The following is an 18440-nucleotide window of genomic DNA, read 5'->3' as shown; positions in this document are numbered from 1 at the left end:
ACACACCCACACACCCAACCATCCAAACACCCACACACCCAAACACCAACACACCCCGTGCCCCTCCGTTGTACCATAGCGCTTTTCCTCACGCTCGTGCTCGTTCTCTCGGCCGGTTGCGATGCCGACTTCGGCGGAGTCGCTTTCGAGAACCAGCCGCCGGAGACCACCCTGAGCGTCCGCGACACCTCCCTCGTGGACAACCTGGCCGGTGCCGAACGGCTCACGAGCACCGTCTTCGTCTCCTGGAGCGGCACCGATCCCGACGGCTTTGTGGCGGCCTACGAACTGCGCTTCTTTGCCCGGGGCGACCGGCCCGATCCAGAAGAGGGATGGACAACCACCACGCGCACGGACTCCCTGGTGCTCCTGCCCATTCCACGCGGCGAACGCATCGCCGACGTCACGTTCGAGGTACGTGCCATCGACAACGACGGGCTCAAGGACCCGACACCCGCCCGCACCGTCTTTCCCATCCAGAACAGCCCACCGGCCATCTCCCTCAACACGTTCGACCTGCCACCCGACACGACCTTCACCGTCTTTTCCTTTGCCTGGCGGGCCAGCGACCCTGAAGGCCCCGGCAACCTCGACCGCATCGAGATCAGCCTCAACGACAGTACGACGTTCGTGGCCCTGCCTCCGGATATCGACTTCATCACCCTGGTCGGGACGTTCGACCGGAACGACCCGGGACCATCTCCCTCGGAAGCCCGCGTCTTCTCGGGCCTCGCATTCCAGCCCACGGGCATCACTGTACCGGGCCTGCACCTCAACGCAGACAACACGTTCTACCTCCGTGCCGTCGACCAGACGGACACGACCAGCACCCTGCAGCGCTTCACCTGGTACGTCAAGAAGCCAACGAGCGAGGTGCTCTACGTAAACGACTACCGCAAGGCGACGGCACCCACCGTGCAGGCCTATCACCTGGCACTCCTCCGGGACTACCTGCCCCCCGGCACCCCCATCGATACCTGGGACCTCTCCCGGCCGTTCGCCACCGGTTCGGCCGGCAATACGCCACGCTCCGATGCCCTGCCGCCGCAGGCTGAACCCACACTCCGCGAAACGCTCCTCCTGTTCAAATACATTTACTGGGTAACCACAAACGCCACCAACCGCATTCAGGGCAACAACCTGCCGCTGGCAGCCTCCGTCATGGATGCCTTCTTCGAGCAGGGTGGCAAGCTGATGGTCCACACCCCGATCACCCTGCCGACGAACCCGGAAGACAACCTGGGGAACGCGGCCATCCTGTTGCTGCCCATCCGGGATCTGACAGCCTTGCCCGACTCGATCGGACGGCTCGAGTTGAGCAACGGTGCGGCCATCACACCGGTCGAGCCGGTACCGGGCCCCGGCGTACCCCTGCCGCCCCTCGTCGCACAACGCTTCTTCATCAACGAGCTACCCTACGACGCCGAGAGCGTCAACATCATCCCCCTCTACGAGGGAGCCTACCGCTTTCGCACCCGGGACGGCCGGCAGGGCGACTGGCCCGGGCCGAACACCGTCGCCTCGCTCAGCGCCGACCGCCGGGTGGGCCTCTTTGCCCTGCCCATGGTCAACGAACAGACGGGGGGGGCCCTGCTCGCCGGCGCCGACGGCGATCCCGAAGCCCCCCGCCGGGCCATCCACCTGATGCTCGAAAGCCTGGGCTTCCCCGGCCACTAGCCGCGGACGAACGCCCCCGCACACGCCCTGCTTTCCCACGTAGTCCTGTGACGCGACGCCAGACCATGCGCCTTCTCGCCTGCCTGTTCCTGCTCCACCTCGCTGCCGTCCCGATCTTCGCCCAGGGCCGGATCGCCGGCACCGTGCGCGACGCGGCCACCGGCGAGCCGCTCATCGGCGTCAACCTGATCGTGGTGGGCACCACCAGCGGCGCCGCCACCGACGCCGACGGGCGCTACGTCATCGAGAACCTGCGGCCCGGCGAGTATGCCGTCAAAGTCTCCTACATCGGCTTCGAGACGAAGCTCTTCACCGGCATCCAGGTGCGCGACGGCCGGACCACCCCGCTCGACGTGACGCTGCAGGAGGCCGTCCTTTCGACCGAAGAAGAGATCGTTATCGTCGGGGAGAAACCCCTGCTGGACGTCGAGCAGTCCACCAGCGCGTACACGATCGGCCGGGACCAGCTCGACGCCGCCCCGCTGCGCAACGTGCAGGAGGCCGTCGCCACGCAGGCCGGCGTCCTCCAGGACCCCACGGGCCTCTACATCCGGGGCGGGCGGGCCTACGAGACGGGCTTCATCGTCGACGGTGTCTCGGCCAAGGACCCGCTGGCCGGCACCGGCTTCGGCCTCGACATCGGCTCGAACGCCTTCTCCGAGGTGGAAGTGACCACCGGCGGCCTCGGCGCCGAAGTGGGCGACGCCACCAGCGGCGTCGTCTCCGTCGAGACCCAGACGGGCGGCGACACCTTCGCGGGCTTCTTCTCCCACAAGCGCGACCACCTCGGCTTCAACGACGAGGCAGCCTCCAACTTCAACGAGGAAATCTACGAGTTCAACCTGGGCGGCCCCATCGTCCGGGGCAAGCTGCGCTTCTTCGTCTCCGGGCAGGTGCAGCTCTCGGACGGCTTCACCCGGCACGTGGCCACCCCGCGCCAGGTGCGCTCCTCCCTCGTCGATACCGACTTCTTCTCCCCGCGCACGGGCAACCGCTGGAACGGCCTGGCCAAGCTCACCTACGACCTCCGGCCCGGCATGCGCGTGCAGGCCTCCTACCAGCGCTCGCTCACCATCAACCAGAACACCCGCATGCTCCAGGTGACGGGCAACGAAGCCGTCATCCAGCCGGGCTTCCAGTATGCCTTCATCCTCCAGCCGGACAACGCCAACACGTACGCGCACGACAACATCATCGCCTACGCCCGCTGGTCGCACGTCCTCAACGAGCGCTCCTTCTACGACGTGCAGCTGAGCCGCCTCTTCACGAAGCTCCGCGCCGACGCCAACGGACGCCGCTGGCGACCGGAGAACGTCAGCACCGAGCTCGACCCCGAGAGCATCGTCACCTATCCCGCCAACCTCTTCGTCGACGAAAACGGGGACCCCATCGACCCGAACGCCCTCTTCGTCCTGCCCGGCCCCGGGCTGATCAACAACGGCGGCATCGCCACGCGCTTCCACGACCACTTCGCCGAGGAGATCACCCTGCGCGCCACCTACACCCGCTTCTCGACCGACAAGAACAACCGGCTCAACGTGGGCCTCGAGGCCAAGTTCAACGACTACCAGTGGATCGACGTGATTCGCCCCTGGGTGGGCGCCCCCATCGGCGGGGACGAGGGAACCCGCACCGGACGCCTCGGCGAAAGCGCCGACATCTGGCGCGTCCGCCCCCGGCGCGGCGCGCTCTTCGGCACCTACCAGCTGCGCTACCGCGGGCTCATCGCCAACGCCGGCCTCCGCTTCGAGTACTGGGCGCCCGGCCGCTACGTGGACCGGCTCGTCGACGACCCCCTCGCCCCCATCCTCGACGGCGTCCGCCAGGCTTACAAGAACGAAACCGTCAAGCTCCTCGGCCTGCGCTACAAGTTCCGCCTCCTGCCCAAGGTGCGCGTCTCCTTCCCCATCCAGGAAAACCGCGTCCTCTTTTTCAACTACGGCCACTCGACCAAACTCCCCCATCCCACCTTCGTCTATACCGGCCTCGACCCCTTCTTCCAGGACCGCTCCTTCTTCGCCGACCTGGGCAACCCGAACCTCGACCCCGAGGTGGACATCTCCTACGAACTCGGCCTGCGCAACCAGTTCTCCCAGAACGATGTGCTCAACCTCACCTTCTTCTGGCGGGACAAGTTCGACTTCATCACCGTCGAAAACGTCGTCGTCAAGGACCCCACCGGGCGCGACGTGACCCGCGCCTTCCGCGTCAACGGCGACTTCGCCCGGGTCCGCGGCGTGGAGGTGAGCTACCTCAAACGCATCGGCGACTGGTTCCAGGGACAGCTCTCCGGCTCCTTCTCCCGCGCCACCGGCCTCAGCTCCACCAACAACGACGCCCTGCAGGACTTCCTCGCCAACGGCGACATCGAGAACACCTTCGAGACGCCCCTGGCCTGGGATCGCCCCCTCGATCTGAAGGCCAGCGTCACGTTCACCCACGAGCGGGACCGCCCCCTGCTGGGCATCCCCGGCCTGAACCGCTTCCGTGTCTACCTCGCCTCCACCTTCCGCAGCGGCCAGCGCTACACCCCGGCCGTCTTCCGCGGCCGCGAGGTCAACCCGTTCACCGGCGAGGCCGACTGGCGACCCGTCTACGAGATCGTCTCCGACCCCGAGAAACGCTTCTCCGAGGTCGGCGAACCCTGGTGGTGGTTCGACCTGAACCTCCAGCGCTCCGTCGCCCTCGCCGGAACGGACCTGGTCTTCTCACTCGAAATCACGAACCTGTTCAACCAGCAGAACAGCGTCATCATCAACCCCGTCACGGGCAAGGCCTACCCGGACGTCGATCCGGAAACGACCGACTTCACGCAACTGCGCGACAACCCCGACTTCGACGTGCCCGCCGGCACGCGCGACCCGCGCTACGAGGACCCGGAGACGAGCGGCCTCCCGCCGTTCAACCCGGCCCGCTTCCTGCCCCAGCGGCACATCATGCTGGGGGTGTCCTTCCGGTTCTGAGACTGATGAGAGCGATCTGATGCCTCCGTTCATGCAAAAACGACGGGAAGAAAAAAGAAGGGGCCACCCGTCGCCCCGCCCTCCCCGGCAGCACGTTCTCCGCCTCGTGCTGGGGCTTGCGATCTTCCTGCTGCCGGCGTCCGCCTCCGCGCAGGTGCTGCCCTCCTTCGGCGGCGACCGGGCGGGAACCTCCGGCTTCCAGTTCCTCAAAATCGCCGCCGACGCCCGGGGGGCGGCCCTCGGCGAAACCGTCGTGGCCAGCGCCTTCGATGCCGGCGCCCTCTTCTGGAACCCGGCCCTGGCCGCCCAGTTCGACGGCCTCCACGTGGGGCTGCACCACACCGCCTACTTTGCCGGCGTGACGCTCGACTTCCTGGCCGTCGCGTACCCCCTGCGCGGTACCGGCCTGACCCTCGGCGCCAGCCTGCAGACGATGGATTCCGGCGAGATGGACGTGACGACCGAGTTTCAGCCCTTCGGCACGGGCGAGCGGTTCCGCTTCTTCGACCTGGCGGCCGGGCTGACCCTCGCCCAGCGCCTGACCGACCTGTTCAGCTACGGCGTCACCGGCAAATACGTGCGGGAAAGCGTGGCGGGACTGACCACCTCGACCCTCGTCTTCGACCTCGGCATCTTCTACCGCATCGGCGACACGGGGGCCCAGATGGCCGTCGCGATCCGCAACTTCGGCTTCGACGGCCGACCCGGCGGCCGCCTGCGACGCACCGTCATCGGCAACCCGTCCGAGGTGATCGAAACCGACTTCGCCGCGATCACCCCGCCCACGACGTTCCTCTTCGGGGCCACCTACAACCTGCTGCACCGGGATGCCCGGAACGACCTGTTCGTCTCGGCCCAGCTGAACAACCCCAACGACAACGCCGAAACGTGGAACGTCGGGCTCGAATACGTCTGGCACGAGACGCTGACCCTGCGGGCGGGCTACCGCTTCGGGGTCGAGGAGTTCACCCTCCCGAGCCTGGGCCTGGGCCTGCACATCCCCTACCTCGGCCCGGACCTCCGCTTCGACTACGGCTTCAACCGGCTCGAACGCCTGGGTACCGTCCACCGGATCGGGCTGAACCTGAAAGGCTGACGTATGCATAGAAACCCGATGCTTCCCGGCCACGCGATGCGTTCCTGGACGATCCTGCTGCTGACGCTCGCCCTAGCCGGCTGTGACGACCTGCTGGGCTCGAAGTCGGACGAGACCACCCGCGAGATCTTCGAGGCCGGGCGCTCGGAGCCCGGCCTGATCAATGAGGTCGAATACGTGCCGCTGTTCCCCTTCTTCACGCGGGGCGGCGACGGAAACCCGCTCGAAGCCCCCACGGACGTGTACGTCGGCTATGACGAGTTCATCTACGTGACCGATGCCCGGGGGCTGCACGTGCTCGACCGGGCCGGGCGCCCCGCCGTCTTCGTGCCCATCGCCGGTGGTGCCACCTCCGTGACGCAGGACCGCCGGCTCCACGTCTACGTGACGGCCCGGCGAGACACGACCGTCAACGGACGCACCTGGAACCTGCCCGTCGTCCTCCACTACGACGGCCTCTCCACCGGCACCCCGGTGCTGGTGGACCTCATCTGGCACCCCTTCGACGACGACTCGCGCCGGTTCAACCGCCCCGACCCGCTGGACACCGACGAGCAGGTAGCCTTCACCGGCGTCGCCGTGCTGCCGAACAACAACATCTACGTGGCCCGGCGCGGGCCGGTCAACGACCGCACCTCCGTCATCCTGCCCCACAATACGGTCCTCGAGTTCAACACCGACGGGATCAACGTGCAGGCCATCATCGCGCTCAACCCCACCCAGCCCAGCCTGCGCAGCGCCATCCATCCGGCCGACGTCATGACGTTCGTGCAGCCGCCGCAGCGCGCCTTCTTCCCGAACGAAAAACACTTCCTCATCGCCCAGTCCCCCTACCCCGACGGCGAAACCCCGGAGAACCCCGCCACACGGGACAGCCTGCGTTTCGCCGTCCTGTCGATCCGCGCCGTCGAGACGCCCGACGGCACCGAGTATCGCCCCGACACCGAAAAACTCCAGGTAGCGGCCAACCCCGACCGGGGCGACGGCTTCCTCTACGACGAGTTCCGCTTCGAGAACCCGACGGACCTGACGTTCGCCGCCGACGGCACCAATTACCTCTTCGTGACCGATGCCGGCAAGGACAGCCTGTTCGTCTTCACCGCACAGGGGATCGAGGGCGTAGCCCCCCCGCCCGGGGCCACCTCCACCCGCCCCGTCGTCGTCTCCTTCGGCGGCACGGGCGACGGCGCCCGGCAGTTTCGCGACCCCATGGGCGTCGGCTACTTCGACCGCATCGTCTACGTGGCCGACCGCGGCAACAACCGCATCGCACGCTTCCGCCTGAACACGGATTTCGAATGAGACACCCCCCCGGAAACGGCGGGTTGACGGTTGAACACATGAACCCACGGCGCCTGGTCTTTTTCCTCGGATGCCTCGTGCTCACCGGGCTCCCGGCCGGCCCGCTGCACGCCCAGTCCGTCCCCCCGAAGGGGACCGACGCTACGTTCGACGTCGCCACGTGGAACATCGAATGGTTCGGTGACCCGCAAAACGGCCCGTCGGACGACCCCCTCCAGCTTGCCAACGTGCAGGCCGTCATCGAACAGGCGGCCGTCGACCTGTGGGCCGTGCAGGAAATCGCCGACCCGGACGACTTCGATGCCCTGCTGGCCGGCCTGGGCAGTACCTACGCCGGCCTGCTCGCCACCGAATCCGGCACCCAGCGCATCGGCTTCATCTACAAAACCGGCCTCCTTCGCCCCCGCAACTACGGCCACATCCTGACGGACTTCGCCTCCGACTTCGCCGGACGCCCGCCGCTGCAACTGGAAGCCGACATCACCCTGGGCGATACGACGCTCACGGTTACCTTCATCACCGTCCACATGAAGGCCTTCAGCGACCTCGCTTCCTACGAGCGGCGGCTCCAGGCCTCGCAACGGCTCAAGAACCGCCTCGACTTCCTGCTCCCCGGCGTTCCCGTCATCGTCCTGGGCGACTTCAACGACGAGCTGCTCAACTCGATCACACCGGGCCGGCCTTCCCCGTACGACAACTTCGTCCAGGACCCCGACGATTACTTCTTTCCCACGCTCGCGCTGGAAGCGGCCGGCCAGGCCACCTTTTGCAGCAGCAGCACCTGTGCGGCCGGCTCCACGATCGATCACATCCTGATCACGGACGAACTGGTGCCGCACTACGTCCCGGGCTCGGCCGAACGGTACGAGGCGCTGCTCGACGCCCTCGGCAGCTACACCGTCACCACGTCGGACCACCTGCCCGTCGTCGCCCGGTTCGACTTCGCACGTGCCACCACGACGCGGCCGATCCCCGGCGTGCCAGACGGCCCGGCCCTGACCGCCGCCCCCCACCCGTTCCGTGACCGCACGACGCTCTCCTTCACCCTGGCCCGGACCGGGGCCGTACGGCTGGCCGTCTACGACACCTACGGGCGTGAGGTGGCCCGGCTGGTAGACCGGCCCCTACCGGCCGGTTTTCACCGCGTCGACTTCGACGCCGCCGGGCGCCCGTCCGGCCTCTACATGGTGTACCTGCGCACCCCGAACGGCCAAACCTCCCGCCCCCTGCTGCACGTCCGCTGAAGCCCGGCCGCCGGCTTCCCGGCAACGCTTTCGCCATGTCATCTGAACGCGGCCGCGGGCGCGTCATGCCCCGGCAACGGGTATAACGGGAGAAGGCCCCGGGGATGGAATGTCCCGGAACCTTCTCCCCTGTGCGGGCAGCAACAGGCTTCGAAAGGCTGGATGCCCCGAGGCCCTGCAGGCCATCCAAGGCGCCGATCAGTTTCCGGTGGTGTGCTGGCCGAACTCGAACCAGATCAGCATCCCGTCGACATCGGCCCCGAAGGGGCAGCCGGCCCGCCGGTAATCTTCGACGGCCGTGCGGCAGAAAGCCGCAATGACCTGCCGCATGTGCGGGGTGTTGGCACGTTTCGTCTGGCTCATGCTCTCGGGCCTTGAACGGTCCATGAAGGTTCTCCTTCCTGCGGGTACAACAACCTTAACGTGGCTCCGACAGTATCGACAACGGCCTTCATTCTTAAAGTATCCGCCGGGAGAAGTTTTCCACATCTTGTTCCGGCAGCCCGCCCCTCAATCCGGCAGCCCGAAATACCGGCGAACGGCCTCATAGTCCGTCAGGTCGACGGGGGCTTTGCCGGCCGGGAAGCCGTCGATGACGACCGCCTTCATGAGCCGGTCCGGCTGGTCTTCGAGCGGGGCAGCCTCCGTCGAGGCCTCGTAGAAGACCTCCAGGAACTGCACGTCATAGCCGAAGCCGAGCGAGATCGTGTAATCCACGGCCGGCAGGTCCGGAGATTCCACGGCAAAAGTGTAGGGCATGGCCGTCCAGGTTCCCTGTTCGCGGAAAAAGAGCAGCACGGCCCCTTCGTCGACGACCGAGCGGGTGATGGCCGGCACCTCGTACTGCACCGAGGCAACGGGCCCGTTGAAGACGGCATCGGCCATCGAGAAGGTGAAGGTGAGCGTAAAAACGTTGGCGTTGCCGGGCGGTCCCGGCGGCCCTTCCGGCCCGACGGTCTCGATGTTGCACCCGGCCAGCACCAGCATCAGCGCCAGCCCGATCGTACGTCCTGTTTTCATGGGTTCCTCCCTTCGTTTGATGATGACCCGCTCGCGGGAAAAGGTCCCGGTCCGGTCGGATGCGTCTGCCGAAGCCCCCTGCAAACCCCGGGCCGCCGCGCCGGAGCGAAACCCCTCACCCCCCGGATCCCTCACCGGACCGCACATTGTATTCTATAGTGGACAGTTCATCGTCTTTTCCGGGTCAAACATGCAAAAACCCCGGTGGCCCTGCCGGCACACCGGGGTCTGCGCTTGCGGGGGGAAGGTGTACCTCAGCGCCAGTACCCGGCCACGAAGACCCATCCGTCGCGATAGGGTGCCCAGTGCGTGGCCACCCAGACGGCCCCGGGACGGGGCGGAAGCGCCCAGTATCCGTGCTTCCACACGTACCGGCCCCGATGCCACGCCCAGTACCCCGGAATCCAGACATGACGCGGGGAAGGACGATGACGGTACTTTTCCCGGCGCGGCTTCGGCGGCTTTTTCCGGACGATGACCACATGATCAGGTCCCGGATGCGCATGTACCACCACGACCCGATCCACACGATGCGGATGATGGGCCACCGGCTGGGCCGACGCGCACGCCCCCACGAACAACGCCGACACAACCGTCAGCCATACGGGCATCATCGACTTGCCTTGCATAACCTTTCTCCGATTGGTGAAACGTCTCACATCGCCGGGGAGAGGATGGTTGCGCGTCTTGCCCGTTGCCAACCCCGTGCCAGTCTGCCCGGTGAAACCGGTACGAAAAAAGACCCGGCCCCCTTCCGGGGACCGGGTCCGGTTGACCGAGCGGGGCGTCGTCTCAGGAGGACGTCCGGACCGTCTCTGCGGGCTGTTTGCCGTCGGTGGCCTCGCCGGATCCATCGCCGGCGGCCTGGATCTCGGCCAGCTCTTTCTTCGAGCCGACGACCAGGTCGCGGAAGCGCCGCTGGCCCGTGCCGGCCGGAATGAGATGGCCGACGATGACGTTCTCCTTGAGCCCGAACAGCGGGTCCGTCTTGGCATGGATCGCCGCGTCGGTGAGCACCTTCGTCGTCTCCTGGAAGGAGGCGGCCGAGATGAAGGAGTCGGTCGAGAGGGCGGCCTGCGTGATGCCGAGCAGGATGGGGTCGGCCACGGCGGGCTGCGTCTCGCGCACGAGCACCGGCTTCATGTCGCGCCGTTTCATCTCGGAGTTGACCTCGCGCAGGCGGCGCCGGTCCACGATCTCTCCGATCTGCAGTTCGGAATCCCCCGGATCGGTGACGACGAACTTGTCGTAGAGGTTGTCATTGAGTTCTTCGAGGACGAACCGGTCCACGTAGTCCTCTTCGAGCAGGCTGGTATCGCCCGGGTCGACGACCTTCACCTTTTGCATCATCTGGCGGACGATCACCTCGATGTGCTTGTCGTTGATGGTCACGCCCTGGAGGCGGTAGACTTCCTGGATCTCGTTGACGAGGTACTCCTGCACGGCCCGCGGGCCGAGGATGGAGAGGATGTCCTGGGGCGAGATCTGCCCGTCGGAGAGCGGGTCGCCGGCGCGGACGAAGTCGTTCTCGTGTACGAGCAGGTGCTTCGAGAGCGGGACGAGATAGCTGCGCTGCTCGCTTCCGTCCCGGCTGGTGACGATCACCTCCTGCGCCCCGCGCTTACGCCCGCCGAAGCTGACGACGCCGTCGATCTCGCTGACGACGGCGGGGTCGTTCGGGGTGCGGGCTTCGAAGAGTTCCGTCACGCGCGGCAGGCCGCCGGTGATGTCGCGCGTCTTGGCGGTCTGGCGCGGGATCTTGGCCAGGATCTGGCCGGCCTGCACCGTGTCGCCTTCGTCCACCTGGAGGCGTGCGCGTACCGGCAGCGGGTATTCGCGCAGGGCCTCGCCCGTGTCGATCAGGATCGCGGGCGTCAGGTTACGCTCGCGGCTCTCGATGATCACCTTCTCGCGGTAGCCGGTCTGCTCGTCCGACTCTTCGCGGTAGGTGGTGCCTTCGATGATGTCCTGGAAGGTGACCGTACCGGAGACCTCCGAGAGGATGACACTGTTGTAGGGGTCCCACGAGGCCAGCACGGTGTCCTTTTCCACCATCTGCCCGTCTTCGACGAGCACCTCGGCCCCGTAGGGGATGACGTAGGCGACGAGCTGCCGCCCGTCCTCGGGGTCCACGATCTTGACCTCTCCCTGGCGCGAGAGCACCACGTCGCGCTGCCGCTCGCCGTCGTCGAAGTCGACGATGCGCAGGTTTTCGAAAACCACCTTGCCGGCGAACTTCGACTTGATCGTGCTTTCGGCCGAGATGCGGCTGGCCGCCCCGCCGATGTGGAAGGTGCGGAGCGTCAGCTGCGTGCCCGGCTCACCGATGGACTGGGCCGCGACGACCCCGACGGCCTCGCCGACCTCCACCAGGCGACCCGTGGCCAGGTTGCGCCCGTAGCAGAGCGCGCAGATGCCCCGGCGGCTCTCGCACGTGAGCGCCGAGCGGATCTCGACCTCTTCGATGGAGGTCTCCGAAATCCGGCGGGCCTTCTCTTCGTCGATCAGCTCATTGGCCGACACGATGAGTTCGCCGTTGAGCGGGTCGATGACGTCGTGCACCGACACGCGGCCCAGGATGCGGTCCGCCAGCGGCTCGACGATGTCCTCGTTGTCCTTCAGGGCCGAGATGCGGATGCCGCGCAGCGTGCCGCAATCGTGCTGCGTGACGACCACATCCTGCGCCACATCGACGAGGCGGCGCGTCAGGTAGCCGGCGTCGGCGGTCTTCAGCGCGGTGTCGGCCAGGCCCTTGCGGGCGCCGTGCGTCGAGATGAAGTACTCGAGCACGGAGAGGCCTTCCTTGAAGTTCGAGATGATCGGGTTCTCGATGATCTCGCCGGCCGAGCCGACGAGGCTCTTCTGGGGCTTGGCCATCAGGCCGCGCATGCCGCCGAGCTGGCGGATCTGCTCCTTCGACCCTCGGGCGCCCGAATCGGCCATCATGTAGATGGCGTTGAAGCCGTCCCGGTCGTTTTTCAGGGCTTCGAAGAGCACCTCCGAGACACGGTTGTTCGTGCGCGTCCAGATGTCGATGACCTGGTTGTAGCGCTCGTTCTCCGTGATGAAGCCCATGGCGTAATTCTGCCGGGCCTTCTCCACCTCCTGGTTGGCCTCGGCGATGAGCTTCTCCTTTGCCTCGGGCACGACGATGTCCGAAAGCGAGAAGGTGAGGCCGGCCGTGGTGGCCATCTCGAAGCCGAGCTCCTTGATGGCATCCAGGAAGCGGGCCGTCTGCGGGAAGCCGGTGGCCTTGAGCACCCGCCCGATGATCGTGCGGAGGTTCTTCTTGGTGAGCACCTCGTTGATGAAGCCGACGCCCTCGGGCACGACCTCGTTGAAGAGCACCCGCCCGACGGTGGTGTCGATGAGTCCCTCCCCGTCGAGGCGTACCCGGATGCGGGCGTGCAGGTCCACCACCTTCTGATCGTAGGCCTGGCGCACTTCGGTCGTGCTGCTAAAGGCCATCCCTTCTCCCTTGACCCCCGCGCGCGCCTTGGTCATGTAGTAGAGGCCGAGCACCATGTCCTGCGTCGGCACGGCGATGGGACCGCCGTGGGCCGGGCTCAGGATGTTGTGGCTCGAGAGCATCAGCACCAGCGCCTCCAGGCAGGCATCATGGCTCAACGGCACGTGCACGGCCATCTGGTCGCCGTCGAAGTCGGCGTTGAAGGCCGTACAGACGAGCGGGTGCAGCTGGATGGCCTTCCCTTCGATGAGCACCGGCTGGAAGGCCTGGATGCCCAGGCGGTGCAGCGTCGGGGCACGGTTCAGCAGCACCGGCCGTCCCTCGATCACCTTCTCCAGGATGTCCCACACGTCGGCCGTGCGGCGGTCGACCACCTTTTTGGCACTCTTGACCGTCTTGACGATGCCGCGCTCGATGAGCTTGCGGATGATGAACGGCTTGAACAGCTCGACGGCCATCTCCTTCGGCAGCCCGCACTGGTGCAGTTCCAGCTCCGGCCCGACGACGATCACACTGCGGCCCGAGTAGTCGACGCGCTTGCCGAGCAGGTTCTGCCGGAACCGCCCCTGCTTGCCCTTGAGCATGTCGCTGAGGCTCTTGAGGGCGCGGTTCGAGTCCGAGCGGACGGCGTTGGCCTTCCGGCTGTTGTCGAAGAGGGAATCGACGGCCTCCTGCAGCATGCGCTTCTCGTTGCGCAGGATGACCTCGGGCGCCTTGATGTCGATGAGCCGCTTGAGGCGGTTGTTGCGGATGATGACGCGGCGGTAGAGGTCGTTCAGGTCGCTCGTGGCGAAGCGGCCGCCTTCGAGCGGGACGAGCGGGCGCAGCTCCGGCGGGATGACCGGGATGACCCGCATGACCATCCACTCCGGCCGGTTTTCCATCTTCCGGTTGGCCTCCCGGAACGCCTCCACCACGGCCAGGCGTTTCAGGGCCTCGCTCTTGCGCTGCTGGCTCGTCTCGGTCTTGACCTGAAAGCGCAGCTCCTGCGAGAGCCGGTTCAGGTCCAGCCGTTTGAGCATCATCTCGATGGCCTCGCCCCCGATCTTGGCGACGAACTTCTCCGGGTCGTCGTCGTCCAGGCGGTTGTTGTCCTCCCGGATCTGGTAGAGGATGTTGAAATATTCGTCCTCGGAGAGGAGCTGCCCGGGCTCGACCCCCAGCTTGGCCGCCTCGCCGGGCTGGATGACGACGTAGTTCTCGTAGTAGATGATCTTTTCGAGGTCCTTCGAGCGCAGCCCGAGCAGGTGCCCGATCTTGTTCGGCAGCGTCTTGAAGTACCAGATGTGGACGACGGGGACGCTGAGCGTGATGTGCCCCATGCGCTCGCGCCGCACGGCCTTCTGCGTCACCTCGACGCCGCACCGGTCACAGATGATCCCCTTGTACCGGATGCGCTTGTATTTGCCGCAATGGCACTCCCAGTCCTTGACCGGGCCGAAGATCTTCTCGCAGAACAGCCCGTCCTTCTCCGGCTTGAACGACCGGTAGTTGATCGTTTCGGGCTTGAGCACCTCGCCGTAGGACCGCTCCAGAATGCTCTCCGGAGAAGCCAGGCTGATGGTGATGCTGCTGAAGTTCTTCTTGATCTTCTGGGTCTTTCCGTAAGGCATGATCGATTGCGGATTTCGGATTTCGGATTTCGGATGGGGTCGTCGGGAGGCGGCGCGACCCCGGGCCGCCCCGCCTCCCGCATTCCGCATTCCGCAATTAGTCGAGTTTCACCTCGAGACCGAGGCCCTGCAGCTCGCGCACGAGCACGTTGAAGCTTTCCGGCGTTCCGGCTTCCGGCATGTTCTCCCCCTTGACGATGGCCTCATAGGCCTTGGAGCGGCCCTGCACATCGTCCGACTTGTAGGTGAGCATCTCCTGCAGCGTGTGCGCGGCACCGTAGGCATAGAGGGCCCACACCTCCATCTCGCCCAGGCGCTGGCCGCCGAACTGGGCCTTCCCGCCGAGCGGCTGCTGCGTGATGAGGCTGTAGGGGCCGATCGAGCGGGCGTGGATCTTGTCCTCGACCAGGTGGCTGAGCTTGAGCATGTAGATGTAGCCGACGGTCGTCTTCTGGTCGAACGGCTCGCCGGTGCGCCCGTCGTAGAGCTGCGTCCGGCCGTCCGCGGGCAGGCCGGCTTTCTCCATCCACTCGGCGACGTCGTCGAGCGTGGCGCCGTCGAAGATGGGGGTGGCGAACTTGACCCCGAGCTTCTTGCCGGCCCAGCCCAGGAGCGTCTCGTAGATCTGGCCCAGGTTCATACGACTGGGCACGCCCAGCGGGTTGAGCACGATGTCCACCGGGGTGCCGTCCTCCAGGAACGGCATGTCCTCGACGGGGACGATCTTGGCCACGACACCCTTGTTGCCGTGGCGTCCGGCCATCTTGTCCCCCACCTGGATCTTGCGCTTGCGGGCGATGTAGACCTTGGCGAGCTGCACGATGCCGGGGGGCAGTTCGTCGCCCATCTGCACCTGGTGCTTCTCTCGCTTGGCCTCGCCCTCGATCCGGCGGTAGAGCCGTTCGTAGTTGCGGAAGAGCTTGCGGACCTTCCGGTTGACATCCGGGTCGTCGGTGTAGTCGATGCGGCCGTTGAGGCGGTTCGGGGTGATGCCGTCGAAGGCCTCCTTCGTGATCTTGGCCCCTTCGGAGACGAGCACGTTGCCCTCGCGGTCCTCCACGTAGGCCGCCGTCCGGCCTTCCACCAGCCGGAAGAAACGTTCCCAGAACTTGCGGTTGAGGTCGGCGACGCTCTTCTCGAAGTGCTCGTCGATCTCGGCCAGGCGTTCCTGCTCCAGCTTCTTCGAGGCCGGGTCGAGGCGGCGGCGGCTGAAGAGCTTCGTGTCGATGACGACGCCCTTCATGCCCGGCGGCGCCTTCAGCGAGGCGTCCTTGACGTCGCCGGCCTTGTCGCCGAAGATGGCGCGGAGCAGTTTCTCCTCGGGGGTCGGGTCGGTCTCGCCCTTCGGCGTGATCTTGCCGACGATGATGTCGCCGGCCTTCACCTCGGCGCCGACGCGGATGATGCCGCGCTCGTCGAGGTCTTTCGTGGCCTCCTCGGAGACGTTCGGGATCTCCCGTGTGAGTTCCTCCTCGCCGCGCTTGGTGTCGCGCACCTGCAGTTCGAACTCCTCGATATGCACCGAGGTGTAGACGTCCTCGGCCACGAGGCGCTCCGAGATGACGATGGCGTCCTCGAAGTTGTAGCCGCGCCAGGGCATGAAAGCCACGAGCACGTTCTTGCCCAGGGCCAGCTCGCCCTTGTCGGTCGAGAAGCCTTCGGTGAGCGGCGTGCCCTTGCTGACGCGCTGCCCGACCCTGACGATGGGCTTCTGGTTGATGCTCGTGTCCTGGTTCGTCCGGCGGAACTTGGTCAGGTGGTACGTGACGACGGGCTCCTCGAAGGCCAGCTCGGCGTCTTCCTCGTCCTGGTCATAGCGGATGACGATGCGGGTGGCGTCGACGTATTCGACGACGCCGTCGCCTTCAGCCACGAGCACGGCGCGGGAGTCCAGGGCCACCCGTTCCTCGAGGCCGGTGCCGACGATGGGCGCCTCCGGCCGCAGCAGCGGCACGGCCTGGCGCTGCATGTTCGAGCCCATGAGCGCACGGTTGGCGTCGTCGTGCTCCAGGAACGGGATCAGGCTGGCCGCCGGCGAGACGATCTGGTTCGGGCTGATGTCCATGTACTGGATCTCTTCCGGCTCCGCGATCGGGAAGTCGCCCTTGTAGCGGCACTTGACGTACTTGTTGAGGAAGTTGCCCTGCGCGTCGATCGGCGCGTTGGCCTGCGCGATCATGGCGTTGTCCTCCTCCTCGGCCGTCAGGTACCGGATCTCGTCGGTCACCCTGCCGTTGCGCACGACGCGGTAGGGCGTCTCGATGAAGCCGAAGTCGTTGATGCGGGCATGCACGCACAGGGACGAGATCAGGCCGATGTTCGGCCCTTCCGGCGTCTCGATGGGGCAGAGGCGACCGTAGTGGGTGTAGTGAACGTCACGCACCTCGAAGCCGGCCCGCTCGCGCGTGAGCCCGCCGGGGCCCAGGGCGCTCATGCGGCGCTTGTGCGTCAGCTCGGCCAGCGGGTTGGTCTGGTCCATGAACTGGCTGAGCTGGTTCGTTCCGAAGAACGTGTTGATGACGCTCGAGACGGTGCGGGCGTTGACCAGGTCCTGTGGCGTGAAGTTCTCCGCGTCGCGGAGGTTCATCCGCTCCTTGATGGTGCGGGCCATGCGGGCCAGCCCGAGCGAGAACTGCGCCGCCAGCTGCTCCCCCACGGTGCGCACGCGCCGGTTGCCCAGGTGGTCGATGTCGTCGACGGTGCTCTTGCCGTTCTTGAGCAGGATCAGCTCGCGGATGATGGCGACGATGTCGTTGCGCGTCAGCGTCAGCGTCTCGAGCGATTCCTCGATCCGGAGCCGCTTGTTGATGCGGTAGCGCCCGACCTCGCCCAGGTCGTAGCGTTTTTCGCTGAAGAAGAGGCGCTCGAGCACCCCGCGGGCGGTGTCGAGGTCGGGGGCCTCGGTGCCGCGCAGCTGGAAGTACAGGTAGGCGAGCGCCTCCTCGGTCGAGTGCGTCGGGTCCCGCTTGAGCGTGTTGAGCAGCGTCGACCGGTCGAGCTCATCGTCTTCCTGTCCTTCCCGCAACAGGTAGACGACCTCGACGCCCATCTCCTTGAGCGTGTCGTAGTGCTCTTCCTTCAGCTCGGTGCCGGCCGGGAGGATGACCTCGCGCTCGGTGCGTTCCTCGATCACCTCGCCGGTATCCTCATCGATGAGCTCCACCTGCCGCTCGACGGTGAGCGACGTGGCGATCCGGCGCCCGATCACCTTCTCGAAACTCTTCTTGGTCCGGACGTCGTGCTCGTCGGCCAGGTCGAAGAGCTGGATGATCTCGGCGTTGGTGGAGTAGCCGAGGGCCCGCAGCAGCGTCGTCACGGGCAGCTTCTTCTTCCGGTCGATGTAGGCCCACATGACGTCGCTGACGTCCGTGGAGAACTCGATCCACGACCCCCGGAAGGGAATGACGCGGGCCGAGAAGAGCTCCGTCCCGTTGGGGTGGACGCTCTGGCCGAAGAAGACGCCGGGGCTGCGGTGCAGCTGCGAGACGACCACGCGCTCGGCCCCGTTGATGACGAACGTGCCGCGCTCGGTCATGAACGGCAGGTTGCCCAGGTACACCTCCTGCTCGATGGCCTCCTCGGCCTCGTCCTCGTCTTCGTCTTCCTTGCTCGAGAGCCGGAGCTTGGCCTTCAACGGCACCGAGTAGGTCAGCCCCTGCGCGATACACTCCTCGACGGAATGCTTCGGCGCGTCGAGTGTGTAGTGGATGAACTCGAGCGTGTAGCGCTCGCGGCTGTCCTGAATCGGGAAGTGCTCCTGAAAGACGGCCTGCAGGCCGATGTCCTCGCGCTCTTCGGGCGCTACGTCGTCTTGTACAAAGTCACGGAAGGATTGGAGTTGAACCTCGAGAAAGTCCGGGTAATCTTGAACGGAGCGAATGCGGGCGAAACTGTGTCGTTCCGCCTGGCCATGGGCGTTTTGCATAAGCTGAGTGGATACCGTGGGTTGGTAACGCGATGCAGTGGGAAGGCGAGGCGAACGTACGCCGACAGGGGCATCAGGTTCGGGTATCGAGAAAGGCGTATCGGGGAGTGAACGCCATCGCTATCCTCTTG

Annotated in this window: 10 protein-coding genes; 5 read left to right on the top strand and 5 right to left on the bottom strand. The window is 66.2% G+C overall.

What is annotated here, in order from left to right:
* The first annotated feature begins 57 nt into the window (after positions 1 to 57).
* From GQ464_RS17580 to GQ464_RS17560, 5 genes are all read left to right on the top strand, one after another.
* Positions 58 to 1677 (top strand): hypothetical protein, encoded by a 1620-nt coding sequence (locus GQ464_RS17580; RefSeq protein ID WP_166980571.1) that lies wholly within the window; start codon positions 58 to 60, stop codon positions 1675 to 1677.
* Positions 1678 to 1742: 65 nt separating this feature from the next.
* Positions 1743 to 4640, top strand: coding sequence for a TonB-dependent receptor (locus GQ464_RS17575; protein ID WP_166980568.1), 2898 nt, complete (start codon positions 1743 to 1745; stop codon positions 4638 to 4640).
* A gap of 31 nt (positions 4641 to 4671) precedes the next feature.
* Positions 4672 to 5736 carry a PorV/PorQ family protein gene (locus tag GQ464_RS17570; RefSeq protein WP_228350413.1) on the top strand — a complete coding sequence of 355 codons (1065 nt, stop codon included), beginning with the start codon at positions 4672 to 4674 and terminating at the stop codon, positions 5734 to 5736.
* 3 nt (positions 5737 to 5739) lie between these two features.
* A complete protein-coding gene (locus tag GQ464_RS17565) occupies positions 5740 to 7038 on the top strand; it encodes an NHL repeat-containing protein (protein WP_166980564.1) in 1299 nt (432 codons plus the stop codon).
* A gap of 38 nt (positions 7039 to 7076) precedes the next feature.
* Positions 7077 to 8282 carry an endonuclease/exonuclease/phosphatase family protein gene (locus tag GQ464_RS17560; protein WP_166980562.1) on the top strand — a complete coding sequence of 402 codons (1206 nt, stop codon included), beginning with the start codon at positions 7077 to 7079 and terminating at the stop codon, positions 8280 to 8282.
* A gap of 198 nt (positions 8283 to 8480) precedes the next feature.
* Here the strand turns inward: GQ464_RS17560 and GQ464_RS17555 are convergent, their stop codons facing one another.
* The 5 genes from GQ464_RS17555 to rpoB all read right to left on the bottom strand — a co-directional run bounded on the left by GQ464_RS17555 (position 8481) and on the right by rpoB (position 18309).
* Positions 8481 to 8669 (bottom strand): hypothetical protein, encoded by a 189-nt coding sequence (locus GQ464_RS17555; RefSeq protein ID WP_228350412.1) that lies wholly within the window; start codon positions 8667 to 8669, stop codon positions 8481 to 8483.
* A 123-nt stretch (positions 8670 to 8792) separates the two neighbouring features.
* Entirely contained in the window at positions 8793 to 9302 is a 510-nt protein-coding gene (locus GQ464_RS17550) for a hypothetical protein (protein WP_166980558.1), read from the bottom strand.
* Positions 9303 to 9556: 254 nt separating this feature from the next.
* Entirely contained in the window at positions 9557 to 9931 is a 375-nt protein-coding gene (locus GQ464_RS17545; protein WP_228350411.1) for a hypothetical protein, read from the bottom strand.
* 163 nt (positions 9932 to 10094) lie between these two features.
* A complete protein-coding gene (gene rpoC / locus GQ464_RS17540; protein ID WP_166980556.1) occupies positions 10095 to 14384 on the bottom strand; it encodes a DNA-directed RNA polymerase subunit beta' in 4290 nt (1429 codons plus the stop codon).
* Between the two features lie 97 nt (positions 14385 to 14481).
* Positions 14482 to 18309 carry a DNA-directed RNA polymerase subunit beta gene (rpoB, locus tag GQ464_RS17535; protein WP_166980554.1) on the bottom strand — a complete coding sequence of 1276 codons (3828 nt, stop codon included), beginning with the start codon at positions 18307 to 18309 and terminating at the stop codon, positions 14482 to 14484.
* Positions 18310 to 18440: the final 131 nt, after the last annotated feature.

This window comes from Rhodocaloribacter litoris, from assembly GCF_011682235.2.
Lineage (GTDB): Bacteria > Bacteroidota > Rhodothermia > Rhodothermales > ISCAR-4553 > Rhodocaloribacter > Rhodocaloribacter litoris.
Note: the sequence above shows the minus strand (reverse complement) of the source record. Positions and strands in the feature narration are given on the sequence as shown.

What these genes read in the sequence shown, in the direction of transcription:
- GQ464_RS17575 (WP_166980568.1), top strand. Translation starts at nt 1,743, where the DNA reads ATGCGCCTTCTCGCCTGCCTGTTCCTGCTCCACCTCGCTGCCGTCCCG.
- GQ464_RS17570 (WP_228350413.1), top strand. Translation starts at nt 4,672, where the DNA reads ATGCAAAAACGACGGGAAGAAAAAAGAAGGGGCCACCCGTCGCCCCGC.
- GQ464_RS17565 (WP_166980564.1), top strand. Translation starts at nt 5,740, where the DNA reads ATGCATAGAAACCCGATGCTTCCCGGCCACGCGATGCGTTCCTGGACG.
- GQ464_RS17560 (WP_166980562.1), top strand. Translation starts at nt 7,077, where the DNA reads ATGAACCCACGGCGCCTGGTCTTTTTCCTCGGATGCCTCGTGCTCACC.
- GQ464_RS17555 (WP_228350412.1), bottom strand. Translation starts at nt 8,669, where the DNA reads ATGGACCGTTCAAGGCCCGAGAGCATGAGCCAGACGAAACGTGCCAAC.
- GQ464_RS17550 (WP_166980558.1), bottom strand. Translation starts at nt 9,302, where the DNA reads ATGAAAACAGGACGTACGATCGGGCTGGCGCTGATGCTGGTGCTGGCC.
- GQ464_RS17545 (WP_228350411.1), bottom strand. Translation starts at nt 9,931, where the DNA reads ATGCAAGGCAAGTCGATGATGCCCGTATGGCTGACGGTTGTGTCGGCG.
- rpoC (WP_166980556.1), bottom strand. Translation starts at nt 14,384, where the DNA reads ATGCCTTACGGAAAGACCCAGAAGATCAAGAAGAACTTCAGCAGCATC.
- rpoB (WP_166980554.1), bottom strand. Translation starts at nt 18,309, where the DNA reads ATGCAAAACGCCCATGGCCAGGCGGAACGACACAGTTTCGCCCGCATT.